The following is a 17,570-nucleotide window of genomic DNA, read 5'->3' as shown; positions in this document are numbered from 1 at the left end:
TCCGCGCCAGCGACGGACGCCGCGGTCTATCCGCTCCGCGGCGGCCGGAAGGGCCAGGGCACTCCGGGGCCGAGCCGGATCCGCAGCCACGCGCGGCGTTCACACGTCGGGCAGCGTGTCCACAACCGCCCCCGGAACGGGTCGACGAGGATCGGCACGGACAGCAGCCCTGGCAACTCCGAGGTCGTCAACCCGCGCTCGACCTCGCAGCGCGGACACCGCACCAGCACGGTGGACGTGGGGTTGGCGTCGGGATCGACCGAATACAACGCGCGGGCGCCCTCCAGGTCCCGCCGACGAGGACGGGCAGGATCGGGGGCACGGACCCGGTCGAGTCCCCGCGGTGACTCACCCACGACCGGCCTGCTCCACGTCGAGGACCTCGGCCCGTTGCTCCCGCGACCAGCCGGCCGCCTCCAGCAGCTCCTCTTCCACCTCGAGGCCCAGCAGCTCGCGGGCGATCGCCCGGTAGGCCGCCGCACCGGGCACCGATCCCGCATGGTCGAGGATGGAGCGACCGCCTGCCGGCGCCTCGGCGAAGCGGATCGACTTGCGGACCGGTGGGCCGACCAGCGGCAAGCCGTACCGCTCGCCGACGTCGCGCAGGACCTCGCGGCTGTGCAACGTCCGAGGGTCGAAGAGGCTGGCCACCACCCCGCGGACGGTCAGCCCGCGGTTGGTCAGGCGGCGGACGTCCTGGATCGTCTCCAGCAGCTGAGAGACCCCGCGGTGCGCGAGCGTCTCACACTGGACAGGGATCAGCACCTCGTCGGCGGCCGTGAGGCCGTTGATGGTCAGCACGCCCAGCGACGGGGGGCAGTCGAGGAAGACCACGTCGTAGCTGCCAACGAGATCAACGAGCTCGCCACGTAGCAGGTACTCGCGACCGGTGCGGCTGAGCAGCGTCACTTCCGCGCCGGCCAGGTCGATGTTGGCCGGGGCGAGGTCCGCGACCTGGTGCTGCACGATGGTGTCGACCAATCGGGCCCGTCCGGCGACGACGTCGTGCAGCGACGGGTCGATCTGATCCGGGTCGTAGCCCAGCGAGAAGGTCAGACACGCCTGCGGATCGAGGTCGACCACGAGCACCGCACGGTCGAGCTCGACCATCGCCGCGGCCAGCGACAGGCAGGTGGTCGTCTTCGCGACGCCGCCCTTCTGGTTCGCGATCGCGTACACGGTGGCCGGCATACCCGGTACAGCTCCCCTCGGGGCCTGTCGATGATGGCCCGCTCGGACGGACGGTCAGACCTCGAGGATCCCCAGCTTGGCGGCCTCCGCGACGGCGCCTGCACGGTTGCGGACCCCGAGCTTGTCGTACAGCTCCTGGGCGTAGGCCTTGACGGTGCGCTCGGTCACGCCCAGCTGCTCACCGATCTCGTTGTTGGTCATCCCCTCTGCCATCAGCTCCAGGACCTGCTGTTGACGGGGCGAAAGGTGCGGCCCGGTCTCGACCTTGGGGATCTCCAACACCATGGTGGCGTCCTCGTCCTGGGCCGCCATCGCCGGGTCCTCGAAGATCGCCTCCACCGGACCGAAGGTGACGCGGTCGCCGTGCCGCAGAACCCGAGGACCGGTGAGCTCCTCGCCGTTGACCTTGGTGCCGGCGCTGGAGCCCAGGTCCGTCAGGATCACCGCGCCCGCATCCCGACGCACCGACGCGTGCACACGCGACACGCGCGGTTCCGGGATGACGATCGTGTTGTCCTCGCGGCGTCCGATGGTGCCGTCGTCGACCTCGATGCTCAGCGACGAGCCGGCCAGGGGACCTGACCGGAAGGTCAGCGTCGGCAGCGGGATCACCTTCGCTGCCTTCTTGGGAGCCTCAGACACGGCGGCCTCCTCACTGGGCACGAACGCTGACGTTGAGCTGTCTCCCGCGATGGAAGGTGGACCTTACCGCTTGCGGACCGCAGAGGCCGGTTCGGGCGAGGCGCCGTTGAGACGCTCGCCGGTACACCTCCGTTGCGGTCTTAGAAGACCGAAGACAGCTCCTCTCGCGCCGCCCCTGAGGAGCGGCGCTCACCGGCGCGCCCGTTCGCGCAAGACCTCGACACGGGCCCGGGGCGTCGTGGCCTGGCCGAGGTCGAGATCCTTGCGCTCCCCGTGGAAGTCGGAGCCGGCGGTGACCACGAGGCCGTGGGCACGTGCCACGTCACCGTAGCGGGCGACCTGCTCGGGGGTGTGGTCGGGGTGATGGGCCTCGATCCCGGCCAGGCCGGCCGCGACCATCTCCTCGACGGTTGCAGCCTCCAGGCCCACTCCCGCCCGCGCCTGTTCAGCCGGCCCGTACAAGCCCGGATGCGCGAGGACAGCCGCCCCGCCCGCCTCCACGATCAGGCGCACACACCGGACGGGATCCACCGCGTACTTGGGGACGTACGCGGGGCCGCCGTCGTGCAGCCACCGGTCGAACACCTCGGAGACGTCTCGGGCCGCCCCGGTGTCCACGACCGCCGCGGCCACGTGCGGGCGCCCGATCGGGGCGTCGCCGGCCAGCTGCCGGACCCGATCGAGCGTGACCGGAACGCCCAGCTCGACGAAGCGTTCAACGATCTCCTGGGCGCGCCGGTCGCGTTCCGTGCGCAGACGGTGCAGTTCGGCGGTGAGCGCTTCGTCGGTGGGGTCGAACCAGTAGCCAAGGACGTGGACGCTGTAGCCGCCGAGCTCCGCAGACAGCTCCGCGCCCGGGACGATCTCGAGCGCGGACCCGTCCGCGGCGGCGACGCTGTCGTCCCACGCCGCCACGGTGTCGTGATCGGTGACGGCCAGGCCATCCAAGCCGACGGCCACGGCCAGTCGGACGTTGTCCTCGGCGGTGGTCGTGCCGTCGCTGGCGGTGGTGTGGGTGTGTAGGTCGTAGCCGGACACGGTCCTGCCGTCATCGGGCTTCCTACGCTAACGGGCGTGGTAGCCCCTCCGGCACCGGTCGTGGGCGTGGGCGCGGTGGCTCGCGACCCGCAGGGTCGCCTCCTGGTCGTCCGGCGCGGGCGCCCGCCCGCCGCCGACCGCTGGACCCTGCCTGGCGGGCGGGTACGGCCGGGGGAGCGCCTGGCCGACGCCGTCCGACGCGAGGTCCGCGAGGAGACGGGGCTGGCCGTGGAGGTCGGCGACCTGGTCGGCGTTGCGGAGTCGATCGGCGACGAAGGCCACTACGTGATCATCGACTTCCTGGTGGATGTTGTCGGCGGAGTGGTGTCGGCAGGAGACGACGCTGCTGAGGTGGCGTGGGCGGGCCGGTCGACGCTGACGTCGGTGGCGACAACGTCGGGTCTGGTCGACTTCCTCGACCGCCACGGGGTCGACCTCGCGCCCTGACCCAGACCGACGCCACCTATACTGCGCCGCCGCCGCAGGTCCTACAGGGAAGGCACGGCATGGTGCGGGTCGCGGTCCTGTCGGCCCTGGTCTACGACCTCGGCTCCTACGACCCCGCGACCGGCGTCATCGACCCGGTCATCGTCGTCCGCGGCGAGCTGCCGGCACGCGCCCAGCCGTTCGGTGTCGATCGCCTCTACCGCGGGCCGCAGGGCGTCTACGACGAGTCGTGGGCGATCCTCGACCCCGCCGGGGCGCTCGTCTATCAGCACCCGTACGGGCGGATCGCCCTGCGCGGACAGATGTACGAGGATCGCTTCCGTGACCAGGTCCGCCGAGGCGTCACCCTGCACAGCGCCGAGGATCACACGCTCGTCCTGCTGCTGAACGACCAGGAAGTGGGTCGCGTGCCGGTGTTCGTCGAGGCACCGGAGTCGGCGGCCGCGGCAGGCGTGATCGGGGACGCGCTGGAGGCCACCCTCAAGAAGAGCGCGATCATCTGGGTGACCATCCCGCAGCCCGACGGGGGCACCGTCACCAAGCCGGCCTGGTTCGTCTACCAAGGCGGGAAGGTGTTCGTGGTGACGGGACCCGACGAGCAGGATCTCACCAACATCCAGGGAGCCGACGAGGTCACGCTCACCGCCCGGAGCAAGGACGTCCGGGCACGGATCGGCGAGGTCCCCGCGTCGGTGCGGATCATCGACAACGACAGCGACGAGTTCGACCGCATCGCACAGCTCGGTGTCAGCACCCGCCTCAACCTGCCCGACGGCGAGGCGGCGCTGGACCGCTGGAAGGACACCTGCACCCTGGTGGAGCTCACCCCACAGGTGTGAACCGGGTGTCAACCCGGCGGTGGCGGCGGAGCGCGGCCGCACCCGCGGCGGTCCCCGCGGCCGCGACCACGCCGACCACCACCATCAGCAGCGGTGGGACGCCAGGTTCTTCGGAGACCGCCGTGACAGGCCGGAGCCGCCCGACCGGCGCCTGCCATATCAGCGTGGTCCCGTGGACCTCGTCGGCGTCGTGCACGCGTGGCGGGGCGGGCAGGGTCACCCGCAGGTCGTAGCGGACCAGATCCTCGCCCCGCTCGGTCAGGACCCGCTGCACGTCGTCCGCATCGACCGCGACGCCCGCACCGCGGGCGCCAGGCGCCGCGGGGAGCACCAACCCCACCGCCCCGTCGAAGGCCACCGGCCCGCCAGACAGGCGCCGCAGCCGCAGATGCTCGAACAGCCGCGCGTCGTCGCCGTCGAGTGCGGCATGCAGCTCGTCGGTGAGCTGGGTGAACTGTTCGGCGCCGTCGAACCGCGCCCCCAACCGCACCGTCAGACCGCGATCGTCGTGTTCGGTGTGCACCGTCCACTGCGGCGCGGAGCGTCGAACCTCGTCCAAGCCGGCCAGCACGTCGACCCCGACCTCGTCGAGCAGCTGCGCGAGCTCGCCGTCCACGGCGACGATCAGCTCGAACGTCCCGTCGAGACCTGCGTCGACGACGACGTCGGCGGCCAAGCGCAGCTGACACGCCGAGGTGGCCACTGCCAGCAGCGCCGCAAGAGCGGCGACCGACGATCGGGGCACATGCTCTCCGGTGATCGAGACCGGTCGAGAACTCGGCGCGAAGGCGGCAGGCTAACGGATCGCCGGATCGAGGCGGCCGCGATCGCATCCGCCGGTAGCATCGCCGCGGCGGCGCTCACCGCAGCCGCCAACCCGATGATCAACCGTTGAAGGTCTTGTGGTGGCGACCCCTGAGCAGGTTCTCGACGCGCTCGGTGAGGTGACCGAACCTCACCTGGAGCGGCCCGTCACCGACCTGCAGATGATCTCGGACGTGGCGATCGACGGCGGCCGGGTCCGCGTCGCGGTGGACGTGCCGATCCCCGGCTCACCGGAGTTGGAGCGGCTCACCAGCGACCTGGAGGCCGCCGTGCGCCGGCTCGGCGGCGTCCGCCACGTCGATCTCGACCTGCGTGCCATGGCCGGCGAGAAGCGCGAGGCGCTCGGACGGCGGCTCCGGGCCGAACGCGGCCAGACCAGCGGCGACGAGATCCCGTTCGCCACGTCGAGCGCCCGTACGCACGTGTTCACCGTCGCGTCCGGGAAGGGCGGTGTCGGCAAGTCGTCGGTGACCGCCAACCTGGCAGTGGCCCTAGCAGCTGACGGTCACCGCGTCGGCGTGGTCGATGCCGACATCTACGGGTACTCGATCCCCCGCATGCTCGGCGTCTCCGGCCGACCGTTCGGCTTCGAGGGCATGGTGATGCCGCTGCGGGCCTACGGCTGCAAGGTGATCTCGATCGGCTTCTTCCTCCCCGACCCGGACCGGCCGGTGATGTGGCGCGGGCCGATGCTGCACCGTGCCTTGCAGCAGTTCCTCGCCGACGTCTACTGGGGCGAGCTCGATTTCCTGCTCCTCGACCTGCCCCCGGGCACGGGGGACATCGCGATCTCGCTCGGTCAGATGCTGCCCAACGCCGGGATGCTCGTGGTGACCACACCGCAGGAGGCCGCGGGGAAGGTCGCCGTCCGCGCCGGTCAGATGGCGGAGGAAACCGGCATGCACGTCGCCGGGGTGATCGAGAACATGGCCAGCTTCACCTGCCACGCGTGTGGCACGACCCACGACATCTTCGGGTCGGGGGCGGGGCGGCAGGTGGCAGACGAGCTCGACACCGATCTGCTGGGCCGCATCCCGATCGACCCGACCGTGCGCGAGGGCGGCGACCGCGGCGTCCCGATCGTCGACGCGCACCCCGACGTCCCCGCCGCGCAGGCGTTGCGCACGATCGCGCGGATCGTCGCCAAGCGGGCGCGTTCGGTGGTCGGCAGGACGCTCCCGCTGCTGCAAGGCTGACGTCCGCCGGTCAGCTGGTCATCCCGCGCGACCGCCGGTAGCCACGCGTGGCCAGCCGCCAGGCCGCCCCGCACATCCCTCCCAGGCCGAGGCCTGCCACGACATCGGTCGGGTAGTGCACACCGACGTACACCCGTGACGTCGCAACGAACCCGGCGATCACCCCACCGGCGGTCCGACTGGCGCGGGGCAGCTGCGGCGCCAAGGCGGTCAACACCGCTGCGGCCACGGCCGGATGCCCGCTCGGCCACGACGACCCGCCGGGTTCGGCGACCAGCCGCTCGGCGGCCTCGACCTGGTAGGGGCGGAGCCGCCGCACGCGCGTCTTCAGCGACTGGGCGGCGACCCACGCCAGCAGGCCGGCCGCCACGACGTCCACCGCGGCGCGGCGCCGGCCGGTCGCGGCCAGCACCGCCGCCACACCGCTGATCGCGAACACCGAGCCCAGGTCGGTCGCCGCGGAGACGGCCCGGTCCACGATCGGGCCGCGGGGACGGCGGACGCGGACGGCCAGCGCCCGCTCAGCGGCCTCGAGATCGGGGATGCGCATCGCCAGGTAGGACGCGGCGACCGCGGAGGCGGCGACCACCAGGACCACCGCCTGTCGGATCCGCTTCACGCCCCCGGGACACCGGCCGTCACGTGGCGTCGGGGTCGGTGGGCGGCGGCGACTCGACCCGCCGGGTTCCCGCGGGGCGGTCGAGGCCGGTCAGGTCCCGGCCGGCCGCGCGCAGCTCGGCCCGGACCCCCCGCAGCTCCCGGTTGAGGTCCTCGAGGTCGGCGGCCTGCTTCAGCTCGGTCACACTGCGTGACGTCTCCTCGCGCACACGCGCGAGCGCCCTGCCGGCCTGCCGCGCGAGCTCAGGAAGACGGTCGGGACCGAACACCAACAGGGCGAGCACGGCGATCACCAACAGCTCCTGGAAGCCGACGTTGCCCACGCTGCTCCTGCCGATGACAGCAGGCCAGCCTACCGGCGCCACTCGCCGAGGACGGCATCTACCTGCAACTCGCGTTCGCCGCGCACCACCGTCAACGACAGCACGTCACCCGGCTCCCGGGCGCGGATCTCGGCCACGAGCTGGTCCATGCCCGCCACCGGTCGTCCATCCGCGGCGATCACCACATCCCCGGGCTGCAAGCCCGCCTCCGCCGCTGGACCTGCGGGCTCCACCTGATCGATCAGCACCCCCTCGGAGACGTCGATGCCGAAGTCGCGGGCCACGCTCGGCGTGAGGTCGCGTGCCTGGATCCCCAGACGGGCGTGGCGCACGAACCCCTGCTCGATCAGCTTGTCGGCGACCGCGACGGCATCGTGCGCCGAGATCGCGAAGCCCACCCCGATGTTCCCCGCCTGTCCCGCGATCCTGACCGTGCCCAGGATCGCGGTGTTGATCCCGATCAAGCGACCTCGCGAATCCACCAGCGCCCCGCCCGAGTTCCCCGGGTTGATCGCGGCGTCGGTCTGGACGACGTTGGGGATCGAGATCACCCCCCCGGCGATCGGAGCATCGATGCTGCGGTTGAGAGCCGACACCACCCCCGCGGTGACGGTGGCGTCCAACCCGAAGGGGCTCCCGATCGCGACCGCCAACTCCCCCACCCGGACCGGCTCGTCGCGCACGTTGACGGCCGGAAGGCCTGCACGGCCGACCTTCAGGACGGCGACGTCGGTGAGCGCGTCGGTCCCCACGACCTCCGCCGGGACCGGTTCACCATCGGCGAAGCGGACCTGGAGACGCTCCGCACCCTCGACGACGTGGTTGTTGGTGATGATGTAGCCGTCGGAGCGGTAGATCACACCCGAGCCCAGCCCCTCCTCCACACCTGCGTCGTCGCGAACCGTGAGACGGTTGATCCGCACGACGCTGGGCACCACCGCCTCGGCGACGGCCGCGACCGGCGACAGCAGGTCGTCGCCACGGTCCTCGACGACTGGCGCACGGACCTGCGGCGCCGACGTTGCGGCGGTGCGCGCCAGGGCCAAGGTCGCGGCCGTCCCCAGGACCGCTCCGACCAGCGCAGCCAGCACCACGGTGGCGGTGCCGCGCCGCGCAGGGCGGCGACCCGGGGCGGTGACGGTCGCCGTGCGGTCGGGCTCGGCGACCGCGGTGGCGGGACCGTGGCGTGGGTCTTGAACCGCCCAGGCCCCGTCGCTCTCATCACGCTGTTCCATCGTGCCTCCTGTCCCCGACCTGACCGACCGCGTGTCCGAGGTTCAGTCCCCACGGCGACACGTCAGTGGAACGGCCACAGCCAGGTCCCGACCCGGCGTAGGCCTCGGCCCACACGCCGCAGCACCGAGGGCGGCGGATCGTGCGGCAGCGCCTCGAGCGCCTCGGCCACCGCGTCGGGGGCCACGTCGCTGACCGCCGTGAACGTCAGCCCCCCTCCGCCCCACACGTACGCATCGGGTTGCGCGCGTGGGAAGCGGAAGACGTGCAGCCGACCCAAGCGTCCGGGCTGCGCACCCTGCGCCAAGAGCGCCTGACCGTCGGGCGTGCCGTGCTGCTCGTACACCGACAGGGTGTACAGGCCATCACTGTAGAACAGGTGCAGCGACGAGCCCTCGCCGTCACCGACCGCGGAGGCGTCGACGAGATGGAAGGCGCCGGGCAACTCGTCGGGAACCACCCAACCCACCTCGCGCAGGATGCGCACGCTCCGCCGCGACACCGGGGCGTGTGTCGGGCGAACCTCGCGGGGCCAGCTCGACTCGACCGGGGGCAGGTCGGTCGGCGTGCGATCGACCGACGTCAGCGTCGCCAGCCGCACCGGCTGGCCGTCGGCGCGGTAGGTCTCGCGGCGCACCAGCAGGCCGGTGTGGCGATCGACGTACAGACGCTCACGCACATGAGGTGCGCCGCGCTCGCGGAGCACCACCACCGCCGCCGCGCCGCCGGCGGCGTCCGCAGCACCATCCAGGGACACCTCGTACTTCCGGGCCAGTCGGTGCAGGAGCAGTCCCGTGCGTTCGACCGCGCCCAGCCGAAGCAGGGTCCCTGTCTGGTGGTCACCGAAGAACGATTCATCACCGCGCTGACCCAGCAACCACGAACCGGTGCGGTCGGTCACCAGCGAGCCGTCCGCGCCCTGTGACACCGAGAACTGGTCGACGGTCGGTCCGTGCGCGCCGAACGAGACGACCACCAGCTGACCGCGGTAGGCACGGTCACGACCGGCCTCCACGGCCCGCTCGAGCACCTCGCGCCAGGGTTGGCGCTCGTCGGCGTCCGCCTGGACGCCGCTGAACGCGAGCAGCGTCGCCCCCAGCGCCACCAGCCCGACCCACCGAGGACGCACGCGCGCAGGCGCACCACCGCGCATCGACGGTCAGCGGTCGACGTCGACCGGTCTGAGGACCGGGCCGCTGTCGCTGCGGACGGCATGATCCACCACGAAGACATGCACAGGTGGCGCGATGGTGCCGCCGTCGTGCCCGGCCAGGAACGCCGCGGCGCCCACGAGCAGCCCACCGGCGACCGAAGCGGCCGCCCACCGCCAGCGTCGCGGGGCACGCCGAGGCGGTCGGAGCAGGGCCCGGCACAGCTCCGCCGGCGGCTCGACCGCCGGCAGGGCACGCAACGCCAGCCGAGCCAGGCGGATCGCGGTCAGCTCACGTTCGCAGCGTTGGCAGCGAGCGACGTGGCGGGTGACGGCCAGCGCCTCGTCGTCGTCCAGCTCGTCGTCGAGGAGCGCCGACAGCCGCTCCTCCTCGTGGCGCTCGCCGAACGGCCAGCGCGACCGCGCGTCACGCATCGGCGTCGCGGCGGTCAGCGGCGCTCTGTAGGACACCGCGCAGAAGCTTGCGACCCCGGTGGATGCGCGAGCGCACCGTGCCCAGTGGCCAGCCCGTGGCGCGCGCGATCTCCTCGTAGGACAGGCCCTGCACGTCACACAGCACCACCGCCGTGCGGAAGTCGGCGGGAAGCTCGGTCAGTGCCTGTTCGATGTCGCCCCGCAGCAGGCCCTGTTCCAAGCGGGCCTCCGGACCGGGACCGGCGTCCTGAGGCTGTCGCCACTCGTCCTCAGGGAGCGGCTCGAGGCGTACCCGTTTGCGCCGACGCACCCGGTCGAGGAACAGGTTCTTGGTGATCCGGTACAGCCAGCCCTCGAACGTGCCCGGCTGGTACTTGTCGAGGTTGCGGTACACCCGCACGAAGACGTCCTGGGTGAGGTCCTTGGCCTCCTCGGGATCGCCGGTCAGCCGGTACGCGATCGTGTAGATCTTGTGGCCGTACCGCGTCGCAACCTCGTCCCAGGTGGGGACGGGGTCTGTTCCGGCCGCCGCAGACCGATCGACGTCATCACCGGAGGCGGCCGGCGCGGAACCGTTGATAGCTCGGAACGGGCCCCCGAGCACAGGCGTCCTGTCGTCGCGCGTCGGCGCGAGCGTACCGCCGAGCACGCCTCGGAGCCCCTCCAACAGAGGCGGTGGAGCAGCACGTGTCACGTCTGGGGGCAACGCCGGTGCCGTGGCCGGAGGTTCCCGAGGTGTCGAATCTGCGCGCGCGGACCGCACGATGCCTGCTAGCGTTCGGCGGCCGATCAGGAGGCGACCGTGGAACGTCGAGCGAGCCTTCCGGGCGCCGACGAGCTGTTCCGTCCCACCGGCCCTCGTCCCTCGCGATCCGAGGCTGAGGTCTCCACTCCCGGTGGGCCCGCCGTCCCCGACGAGCTCACGTTGGCTCAGCTCACCGAGCTGGCTGCGGCCGAGGACGCGGCCATGGATGCCGTCCGCGGCCGCGTCGGCGTGGACGTGGCTGTCCCGTCGCCACCGGTGGGCGCGCTCCTGAGCTGGGTGGCCGCGGCCGTGTCCGCACGGACCGTGGTGGAGATCGGGTCGGCCGCGGGGATGACGGGCCTGTGCCTGCTCCGTGGCATGCCACCCAGGGGCATGCTCACCAGCATCGAACCGGACCCCGCGATCCAGGCACTGGCGAGCCAGGCGTTCGAGGAAGCAGCACCACCGGGCCGTGTCCGGGCCATCCCCGGCGATCCGCTCGAGGTCCTCCCACGGCTCTCGGATCACGGCTACGACCTCGTGGTGGTCTCGCGGAGCGTCGATCACCACGAGCTGCGCGACCACGTCCGTCGCCTGCTCCGCCCGGGAGGCACGCTGGTCCTCCTCGGCGCGGCGGTCGGACGCGGCCAGGAACTACGGTCGCGGCGGGCGTTCGTGCAGGGCCTCATCGACGACGAGGGCATCCACGTCGCGGTGATCCCGCTCGACGGCGGCATGGTTCTGGCCCGCTTCGGTCAGTCGGCCGTGGAGGCGTAGACGGCTGTGGCAGGCTGTCGCCTGATCGACCCGTGCAGCGACGAGGAGACCCAGCGGTGTTCCGACGGAGCAAGGACGACGACTCCACGGTGAAGGACAAGGCGAAGGAAGCGGCCAAGGTCGCCCTCGCCGGGAAGGTCGCCAAGGAGGCTGTGACCAGCGATGAGGAAGAGGACACGTCAGGCGGGAAGGGCAAGTTCGTTGTCCTCCTCCTGGCGGGAGCGGGCGCGTTGGGTTACGCGTTAAAGAAGCGGCGGGAGAAGGAACGGGACGAGACGTTGTGGCAGGAGCCGCGCCCGCTGTGACCCTCGCACTGCCTCCCAGCACCTGCGCCACTCGCTGAGGACGGGTCGGTACTGGTCGTACCAGCCAGGACACCCGACGCCTGGCAACTGGCGGGTCAGGCGTTGGCGGCTTCGTCCAGGAGCCGTTGAGGGACCGCGCCTGGACCGCCCAGGGCCACGACCAGCTGGGGCGCGAGTCGCCTGATCTCGTCGCGCACGACCGGCGGGAGGGGTTGGTCTGGCCACACCAGCAGGATCGGGCCGCGTTGCGCCAGCGGGGCGGCCGCGATGGCGTCCGCGGCGGTGTCGGCCCGCGCGAGGAACACCTGCTGCGCGCCGGTGGGGAAGGCATGGCGCGAGATGGCCACAGCCGTGTCGATCCGCGAGGCTCCTGCGATCCGCAACGTCGGTCGTGCCATCTGCGTCCTCCAGAAGTGTTGGGTCTGCTGCAAACCGGTCCCCGCGCCGTCCTCGGGCCAGCACGGCGGACGCAACCACCGGTACGCCCGCTGGAAGTGCCCGTCGGGGCAGCGCATGTAGTCGTCGTGGTCGGCGAGGTGAAACGTGGCCTGCGCCAACCGTGGCCCGGTCCGCCCCCAGGCCGGCCACGGGCCGGCCGCGACAGCTTCGTGGACCGCGCGGTGGTCGGGGTGGGTGTAGATGTGGCCGGGTTCCGCCTCGTTGAAGTAGCCGGCTGCCACCACAACGTCCGGATCACCGAACGTCGTCGCTGCCGAACGGATCGCGGAAGACACCCCCTCGGCCGTGGCGCGCTGGTCACCGAGGTCGAACACCAACCGGTCGTCGCGCGCGACGTAGTCGGTGGCGTCCAGGAACTGGTGCCACGACGCGACGCGCTGGTCCTTGCACGCCTGCGAACCGATCCCGCCATGCTCGGCGCAGCGCACGGAGCGCTCCCCTTGGGTCATCAGCAGGAGCACCGGCCGTTCGACGCGCGTCACCAGCGTCCACGCACTGAACTCGTCGTCCGGGTGGGGGACAACGAAGAACGTGACTCCCATCCGCCGCCTCCGTCGGACCGGGCTTCTAGAAGAAGCGGACCTTCGCCGCGAACTCGGCCGCGGGTGCCAGGATCACCGCAAGGTAGAACATCCCGGTGGATGCCTGGATGGATCGTCCCCCTTCGCGCGCGAGCTTGACGTTGAACGCCGCGATCAGGGCGATCACCACGATCAGACCGGCGCCCATCATCACCGTCACGCTCCCCACCGACAGCAGCGGCGAGTACCGCAGGCGACACAGCGCCAGCGCCCGGCCCTCCAGCCCCGCGCACGGGACCGGGTTCGTCGCCGACAGCAGGACCGAGGCGAGACCCGCCCCGACCGCGCCGACGTTCACCCACGCCATCCACACCATGTAGCGGTTGGAGAGCCGGCGCTCCACCAGGTACCAGTGGCCGAGGACCATCCCGTTCCACACCGCGCCGAGGAAGTAGGTCCCCGCCAGCAGTTCCGCCACCCCCCGCCAGGTCGGACCCGCCCCGGCGGCGGCCCCGCGGACCTGTGCCAGCGCCACCAGCGTGGCGATCCCCGCGGCCGTCCCCAGCGAACCCAGCGCTCGAGCGACGCCGGGGTGTCGCAGCACCAGGACGGCGACCGCCAGGAAGGTCGCCGTGGCCGTGACCAGCACCCCGGCCGATGTGACGCGGATCGCGGGAGCGTCCACCGCGAGTGAGAGTTCGGCGAGGGGGCCGCGCGACGCTGCCCACGCCGCCAAGGCCATCAGCCCCAGCGTCGTTCCGAGCAGCATCTCGTAGCCGTGGCGGACGGCGCCCCAGGTCGGGGCCCACCACAGCAGCGCCGAACCACCGACGGCCATCTCGAGCAGCACGACGGCGAGGACAGCGGCGGGGGTGTCCAGGTGGTGGGCTCCGGGCGGGGCCCGCCAACGGTAGCCTCGTCCCCACCGACCACCCGACCGAGGTCCCCGATGGGCCAGTGCGATCCTGGGCTGCGCCACCACACCACCTTCACGGTGACCGAGGACGCCACCGCCATCGCGATGGGTTCCGGCGACGTCCCCGTCCTGGCGACGCCCAAGGTGCTGGCACTGGCCGAGCACGCGTGCGTCACGGCCGTGGGGCGCGACGTTCCGGAGGGGCAGACCACGCTCGGCACGCACGTCGAGCTGGAACACGACAAACCCAGTCCGGTCGGGGCGACCGTCGAGGTGGAGGCGACCCTGATCGGTCACCACGGCCGGCGCCTGGAGTTCAACGTGATCCTCCGTCAGGACGGCGAAGTCGTCGCGACCGTCCGCCACCGCCGCGTGCTGGTCGACCGCAACCGGTTCTTGGCCAAGCTCGAGGCCTGACCACCGACGCACCGCGCTGGGTCGTCGACGGGTCACCAACGTGGGTCGGGCACTGGCGGCAGCCGGCGGGGCGTTACGGTGTGCGACCCGGCAACGGAGGCACGGTGCAGCACGTCGAACGCGCCATGCTGATCGCCGTGGCGGTCCTGGTGGCCCTCACCGCCCTTGGGATGTGGTTGCTGTGGCCGGGGCAACGGCCGCAGGCCCCCGGCGCCCCGCCGCTGTACGCCGGTCGCGTGGTGCAGGCACAGGACTACCAGTGCCCCGACCTCGGCTCTCAGGCCGAGGAGGCGTTCGGGTTCCAGCGCACGGGCCCGTGCCAACGGGTCGAGGTCGCCATCCTCGAGGGGCCGGGTGCCGGCGAGACGTTCCGCATCGATACGGCCGAGGAGGACTACCCGGCGTTCGAACACGGTGACCGTGTCCGCGTCGGCGTCGCGACGATCGGCGAGGCCGACCGCACCTACTACGTGGCGGACTTCGCCCGGCTGCGGCCATTGCTGGTGCTGTTCCTGGTGTTCGTGGCCGCCGCGGTGGCGGTGGGCCGCTGGTACGGGGTGCGGTCGCTGGCCGGACTGGCGCTGAGCCTGGCGATCATCGTGTGGTTCGTGGTCCCCGGGATCCTGGCGGGGAGCAACCCGTTCGCGGTCGCTGTGGTCGGGGCGTTCGCGATCATGCTGGTCACCTTGTACCTCGCCCACGGCTTCACGGTGAAGACCAGCGCCGCCCTGATCGGGACGGCCGCGGCGTTGGGCCTCACCGCCCTGCTCGGGGTGGCGTTCGTCGCGTTCGCCAACCTGACCGGACTCGCGTCGGAGGAGGCGAGCCTGGCTCGCTTCGCGGTCGAGGGGCTGGACCTGCGCGGCCTGGTCCTGGCCGGCCTGGTGATCGGGGCGCTGGGCGTCCTGGACGACGTCACCGTCAGTCAGGCGTCGACCGTGTTCGCCGTCCACGAGGCCAACCCCGACCAGTCCTTCGGTGAGGTGTTCCGGCGGGCGATGAGCGTGGGACGCGACCACATCGCGTCGACCGTGAACACATTGGTGCTGGCCTACGTCGGGGCGTCCATCCCGCTGATCGTGTTGTTCTCGACGGGTGGCCTGCCGGCGGCCGAGATCGTCAACGCCGAGATCGTCGCCGAGGAGGTGGTGCGGACGCTGGTGGGGTCGGTCGGGCTGATATCGGCGGTGCCCCTGACCACGGCCCTGGCGACCGCCGTCGCCATGCGCCGCGACGCCGGGGAGCTCCCCGTCCCAGCCCACCTGCGCGACGACGTCGACGAGGACGAGCTCAGCGACGAGGAGCTCGCGCACCGGCGGTGGATCGCGTACCTGCGCAGCGGCGCGACGGAAGGCGAGCCCCCCAGCGTCCCGTCCGCTGAAGAGGACGGCTCGTGATCGACTGCCTCGCGGGTCGTCAGGCGCCGGCGCCGGCGGTCAGCCACTCCAGGAGCGTGCGGACCGGCGCGCCGGTCCCGCCCTTGCGCACGTAGCCGTACTGCTTGTCCGACCAGGCGATCCCGGCGATGTCCAGGTGCGCCCAGGGGATCCCGTCGGCGACGAACTCCTTGAGGAACAGCCCACCGATGATGGTCCCGGCGACGCCCTGCTGGCCGATGTTCTTCAGGTCGGCGACCTCGCTCTTGAGGTCCTCGCGGTAGTCGTCGGGGAGCGGCAGGCGCCACAGACGCTCACCCGACGTCTGGGACGCGGCGAGCAGGCCGTCGGCCAAGCCGTCGTGGTCGGTGAGGACTCCGCCGATGCGGTTTCCGAGCGCCACGACGACCGCGCCGGTGAGCGTGGCGAGGTCCACGACGACGTCGGGCTGGCGTTCGCTGGCGTGAGCCAGCGCGTCGGACAGCACGAGGCGCCCCTCGGCGTCGGTGTTCAGCACCTCGACGGTCTTGCCGTTGCGGGCGGTGTACACGTCGCCGGGGCGCTGCGCCGTCGCCGATGGCATGTTCTCGGCCAGGGCCAACACGCCGGTCAGGCGCACGGGGAGTTGCAGCTCCGCGGCGGCCGTGACGGTCGCGACGACCGCCGCCGCACCGCCCATGTCCATCTTCATGGTCATCATCCCGCTCCCGGACTTCAGCGACAGCCCGCCGGAGTCGAAGGTGATGCCCTTGCCGACCAGTGCGACATGACGCTCGGCACCGTCTGGGGCGTAGCTCAGCTCGACCAGCCGCGGTGGCGCCTCCGATCCCTTCCCGACGGCGATGATCCCCCCGTACCCGCCCCGCTCCAGGGCCGCCTCGTCGAGGACGGTGATGTCCACGTCGGTGCCGTCGACCAGCGTTCGGACGCGGTCGGCGAATCCGGGGGGGCGCTTGTTGGCAGCAGGTTCGTTGACGAGGTCGCGGGCGACGGCGGCCGCCCGCGCGTGGATGTCACCGGTGCGGACGCCATCGCCGACAGCGTCCGTCGCGGTGCCGTGGACCGCGACCTGCTCGAGGCGGTGCTCGTCGGTCTTGGACTTGTAGTGGCTGAAGCGGTAGGCGCCGAGCGACAGCCCTTCCACGAACGCCTGTGCAGCGCGGGCCGGCTCCAAGCGATCGGCACCGGCCGGGATGGTCGTGGCCATCGACCGCTGTCTGGACGTCGCGTCGGCGACCGCGGCGGCGGCCTTGCGCACCGCTTCGGCGTCGAGGTCCTCGGATTTGCCCAGGCCGACGATCAGCACGAGCGACGCGGGGATCGCGCCCCGCGTCGGGATCCGCGCGACGCTCCCGACGCTCCCGTCGAACCGCAGTGCCCGGCACTCGGCGCCGAGGTCCACGTCGATCGCGGCGGCCAGCTGCTCCGCGCCGGGCCCGAGCGTCGGCACCGGGGGATCGGCCTGCTCGTCGGCATCCTCGTCGAGCGAAGGCGCCGCGACCGCGGGGATCGCGACGACGTCGGCCTCTGCCGCGGTCAGCTCCGCGGCGGTCACCTCGAACGTGGGCACCTCCACCTCCTGTCATCGACGGTCCATCCACGCTGAGGCTATGCGGTGGCCGCTACGCTCGGGCGCCCATGAGCCAGTCAGGCGACGCCTCGCCAGTTCCAAGCGCGGCCGTCCGCCCGGTCGATCTCCGCGACTACGCCGCGTTCGACCGTGAGCGCGCCGTGCGCGTCCGGGTGCTGGCCACCGACGTGCTGACCGTCGATCTTTGGTGCCTGGAGCCTTGGCAGCGCACCGACGTGCTCCTGTACGCCGAAGTCGACGTGGCCTACACCGTCCTGGGCGGCAACGCCTGGTTCGTCACCGACGAAGGCGAGCTCGGGCTCGGCGCGCTCGGGGCGATGCTGGTCCCCGCCGGGGTGGCCCACGCCATCGACAACCGCACCGCCGATCCGCTGGTGGTCCTGGCCAGCGCCAGCCCCCCGGATGTCCCCGCCGATGAGGTCGCCACCGATCACCCGGTCGAGGTCGGCGAAGCGGCGATCCACCGGCCTGAAGACAGATCGTCGCTGGCCGCGCGCCTGCGCTCGTTGCTGGGCCGGTGAGCACG

General features: G+C 72.0%; 21 protein-coding genes and 1 pseudogene. 8 read left to right on the top strand and 14 right to left on the bottom strand.

Translation table 11 applies throughout. From position 1 onward, the window contains the following. Positions 1-26: 26 nt before the first annotated feature. From KY462_01070 to KY462_01055, 4 genes are all read right to left on the bottom strand, one after another. Positions 27-356 (bottom strand): hypothetical protein, encoded by a 330-nt coding sequence (locus KY462_01070; GenBank protein MBW3576335.1) that lies wholly within the window; start codon positions 354-356, stop codon positions 27-29. Next, positions 349-1,191 (bottom strand): AAA family ATPase, encoded by an 843-nt coding sequence (locus KY462_01065; protein MBW3576334.1) that lies wholly within the window; start codon positions 1,189-1,191, stop codon positions 349-351. The genes KY462_01070 and KY462_01065 overlap by 8 nt, the downstream gene beginning before the upstream one ends. 54 nt (positions 1,192-1,245) lie before the next feature. Continuing rightward, positions 1,246-1,833 carry a LuxR C-terminal-related transcriptional regulator gene (locus KY462_01060; GenBank protein ID MBW3576333.1) on the bottom strand — a complete coding sequence of 196 codons (588 nt, stop codon included), beginning with the start codon at positions 1,831-1,833 and terminating at the stop codon, positions 1,246-1,248. A 189-nt stretch (positions 1,834-2,022) separates the two neighbouring features. Then, positions 2,023-2,871 (bottom strand): PHP domain-containing protein, encoded by an 849-nt coding sequence (locus KY462_01055; GenBank protein MBW3576332.1) that lies wholly within the window; start codon positions 2,869-2,871, stop codon positions 2,023-2,025. A gap of 66 nt (positions 2,872-2,937) precedes the next feature. On the opposite strand from KY462_01055, the gene KY462_01050 reads away from it, so the two are divergent. Together KY462_01050 and KY462_01045 are read left to right on the top strand one after the other, a co-directional pair. Further along, the gene (locus KY462_01050; protein ID MBW3576331.1) at positions 2,938-3,318 is read left to right on the top strand and encodes an NUDIX domain-containing protein; all 381 of its coding nucleotides are present in this window, start codon (positions 2,938-2,940) and stop codon (positions 3,316-3,318) included. Positions 3,319-3,377: 59 nt separating this feature from the next. Continuing rightward, a complete protein-coding gene (locus KY462_01045; protein ID MBW3576330.1) occupies positions 3,378-4,157 on the top strand; it encodes a hypothetical protein in 780 nt (259 codons plus the stop codon). Here KY462_01045 and KY462_01040 read toward each other — a convergent pair. Next, entirely contained in the window at positions 4,141-4,902 is a 762-nt protein-coding gene (locus KY462_01040) for a hypothetical protein (GenBank protein MBW3576329.1), read from the bottom strand. The two genes, KY462_01045 and KY462_01040, sit on opposite strands and share 17 nt — an antisense overlap. A gap of 178 nt (positions 4,903-5,080) precedes the next feature. Between KY462_01040 and KY462_01035 the strand changes: the two are divergent. Beyond that, positions 5,081-6,178: pseudogene (locus KY462_01035) on the top strand (Mrp/NBP35 family ATP-binding protein). Between the two features lie 10 nt (positions 6,179-6,188). Here the strand turns inward: KY462_01035 and KY462_01030 are convergent. From KY462_01030 to KY462_01005, 6 genes are all read right to left on the bottom strand, one after another. Beyond that, positions 6,189-6,728 (bottom strand): phosphatase PAP2 family protein, encoded by a 540-nt coding sequence (locus KY462_01030; GenBank protein ID MBW3576328.1) that lies wholly within the window; start codon positions 6,726-6,728, stop codon positions 6,189-6,191. Positions 6,729-6,816: 88 nt separating this feature from the next. Next, positions 6,817-7,119, bottom strand: coding sequence for a Sec-independent protein translocase protein TatB (gene tatB, locus KY462_01025; GenBank protein ID MBW3576327.1), 303 nt, complete (start codon positions 7,117-7,119; stop codon positions 6,817-6,819). 29 nt (positions 7,120-7,148) lie between these two features. Beyond that, a complete protein-coding gene (locus tag KY462_01020) occupies positions 7,149-8,354 on the bottom strand; it encodes a trypsin-like peptidase domain-containing protein (protein ID MBW3576326.1) in 1,206 nt (401 codons plus the stop codon). A gap of 62 nt (positions 8,355-8,416) precedes the next feature. Beyond that, entirely contained in the window at positions 8,417-9,481 is a 1,065-nt protein-coding gene (locus tag KY462_01015; protein ID MBW3576325.1) for a hypothetical protein, read from the bottom strand. Positions 9,482-9,511: 30 nt separating this feature from the next. Then, entirely contained in the window at positions 9,512-9,937 is a 426-nt protein-coding gene (locus KY462_01010) for a zf-HC2 domain-containing protein (GenBank protein MBW3576324.1), read from the bottom strand. After that, a complete protein-coding gene (locus tag KY462_01005; protein MBW3576323.1) occupies positions 9,930-10,541 on the bottom strand; it encodes a sigma-70 family RNA polymerase sigma factor in 612 nt (203 codons plus the stop codon). Before KY462_01005 ends, KY462_01010 begins: the two co-directional genes overlap by 8 nt. 198 nt (positions 10,542-10,739) lie before the next feature. On the opposite strand from KY462_01005, the gene KY462_01000 reads away from it, so the two are divergent. Both KY462_01000 and KY462_00995 read left to right on the top strand, forming a co-directional pair. After that, positions 10,740-11,459 carry a class I SAM-dependent methyltransferase gene (locus KY462_01000; GenBank protein MBW3576322.1) on the top strand — a complete coding sequence of 240 codons (720 nt, stop codon included), beginning with the start codon at positions 10,740-10,742 and terminating at the stop codon, positions 11,457-11,459. A gap of 56 nt (positions 11,460-11,515) precedes the next feature. Further along, on the top strand, positions 11,516-11,764 hold the full coding sequence (locus KY462_00995) for a hypothetical protein (protein MBW3576321.1): 249 nt from the start codon (positions 11,516-11,518) through the stop codon (positions 11,762-11,764). A 95-nt stretch (positions 11,765-11,859) separates the two neighbouring features. Here the strand turns inward: KY462_00995 and KY462_00990 are convergent, their stop codons facing one another. Both KY462_00990 and KY462_00985 read right to left on the bottom strand, forming a co-directional pair. Next, on the bottom strand, positions 11,860-12,765 hold the full coding sequence (locus tag KY462_00990; GenBank protein ID MBW3576320.1) for a cell wall-binding repeat-containing protein: 906 nt from the start codon (positions 12,763-12,765) through the stop codon (positions 11,860-11,862). Positions 12,766-12,790: 25 nt separating this feature from the next. Next, positions 12,791-13,723 (bottom strand): hypothetical protein, encoded by a 933-nt coding sequence (locus KY462_00985; GenBank protein MBW3576319.1) that lies wholly within the window; start codon positions 13,721-13,723, stop codon positions 12,791-12,793. Here KY462_00985 and KY462_00980 point away from each other — a divergent pair. Together KY462_00980 and KY462_00975 are read left to right on the top strand one after the other, a co-directional pair. Next, a complete protein-coding gene (locus tag KY462_00980) occupies positions 13,694-14,077 on the top strand; it encodes a hypothetical protein (GenBank protein ID MBW3576318.1) in 384 nt (127 codons plus the stop codon). The two genes, KY462_00985 and KY462_00980, sit on opposite strands and share 30 nt — an antisense overlap. Before the next feature lie 104 nt (positions 14,078-14,181). After that, positions 14,182-15,474 (top strand): YibE/F family protein, encoded by a 1,293-nt coding sequence (locus KY462_00975; protein MBW3576317.1) that lies wholly within the window; start codon positions 14,182-14,184, stop codon positions 15,472-15,474. Between the two features lie 19 nt (positions 15,475-15,493). Here KY462_00975 and KY462_00970 read toward each other — a convergent pair whose 3' ends face one another. Next, on the bottom strand, positions 15,494-17,023 hold the full coding sequence (locus tag KY462_00970) for a leucyl aminopeptidase (protein MBW3576316.1): 1,530 nt from the start codon (positions 17,021-17,023) through the stop codon (positions 15,494-15,496). 68 nt (positions 17,024-17,091) lie between these two features. On the opposite strand from KY462_00970, the gene KY462_00965 reads away from it, so the two are divergent. Next, a complete protein-coding gene (locus tag KY462_00965) occupies positions 17,092-17,565 on the top strand; it encodes a hypothetical protein (GenBank protein MBW3576315.1) in 474 nt (157 codons plus the stop codon). The last annotated feature ends 5 nt before the right edge of the window (positions 17,566-17,570 follow it).

Source organism: Actinomycetota bacterium, assembly GCA_019347675.1.
GTDB lineage: Bacteria > Actinomycetota > Nitriliruptoria > Nitriliruptorales > JAHWKO01 > JAHWKW01.
The sequence above is the reverse complement of the archived record's forward strand: the minus strand, read 5'-3'. Positions and strand labels throughout refer to the sequence as shown.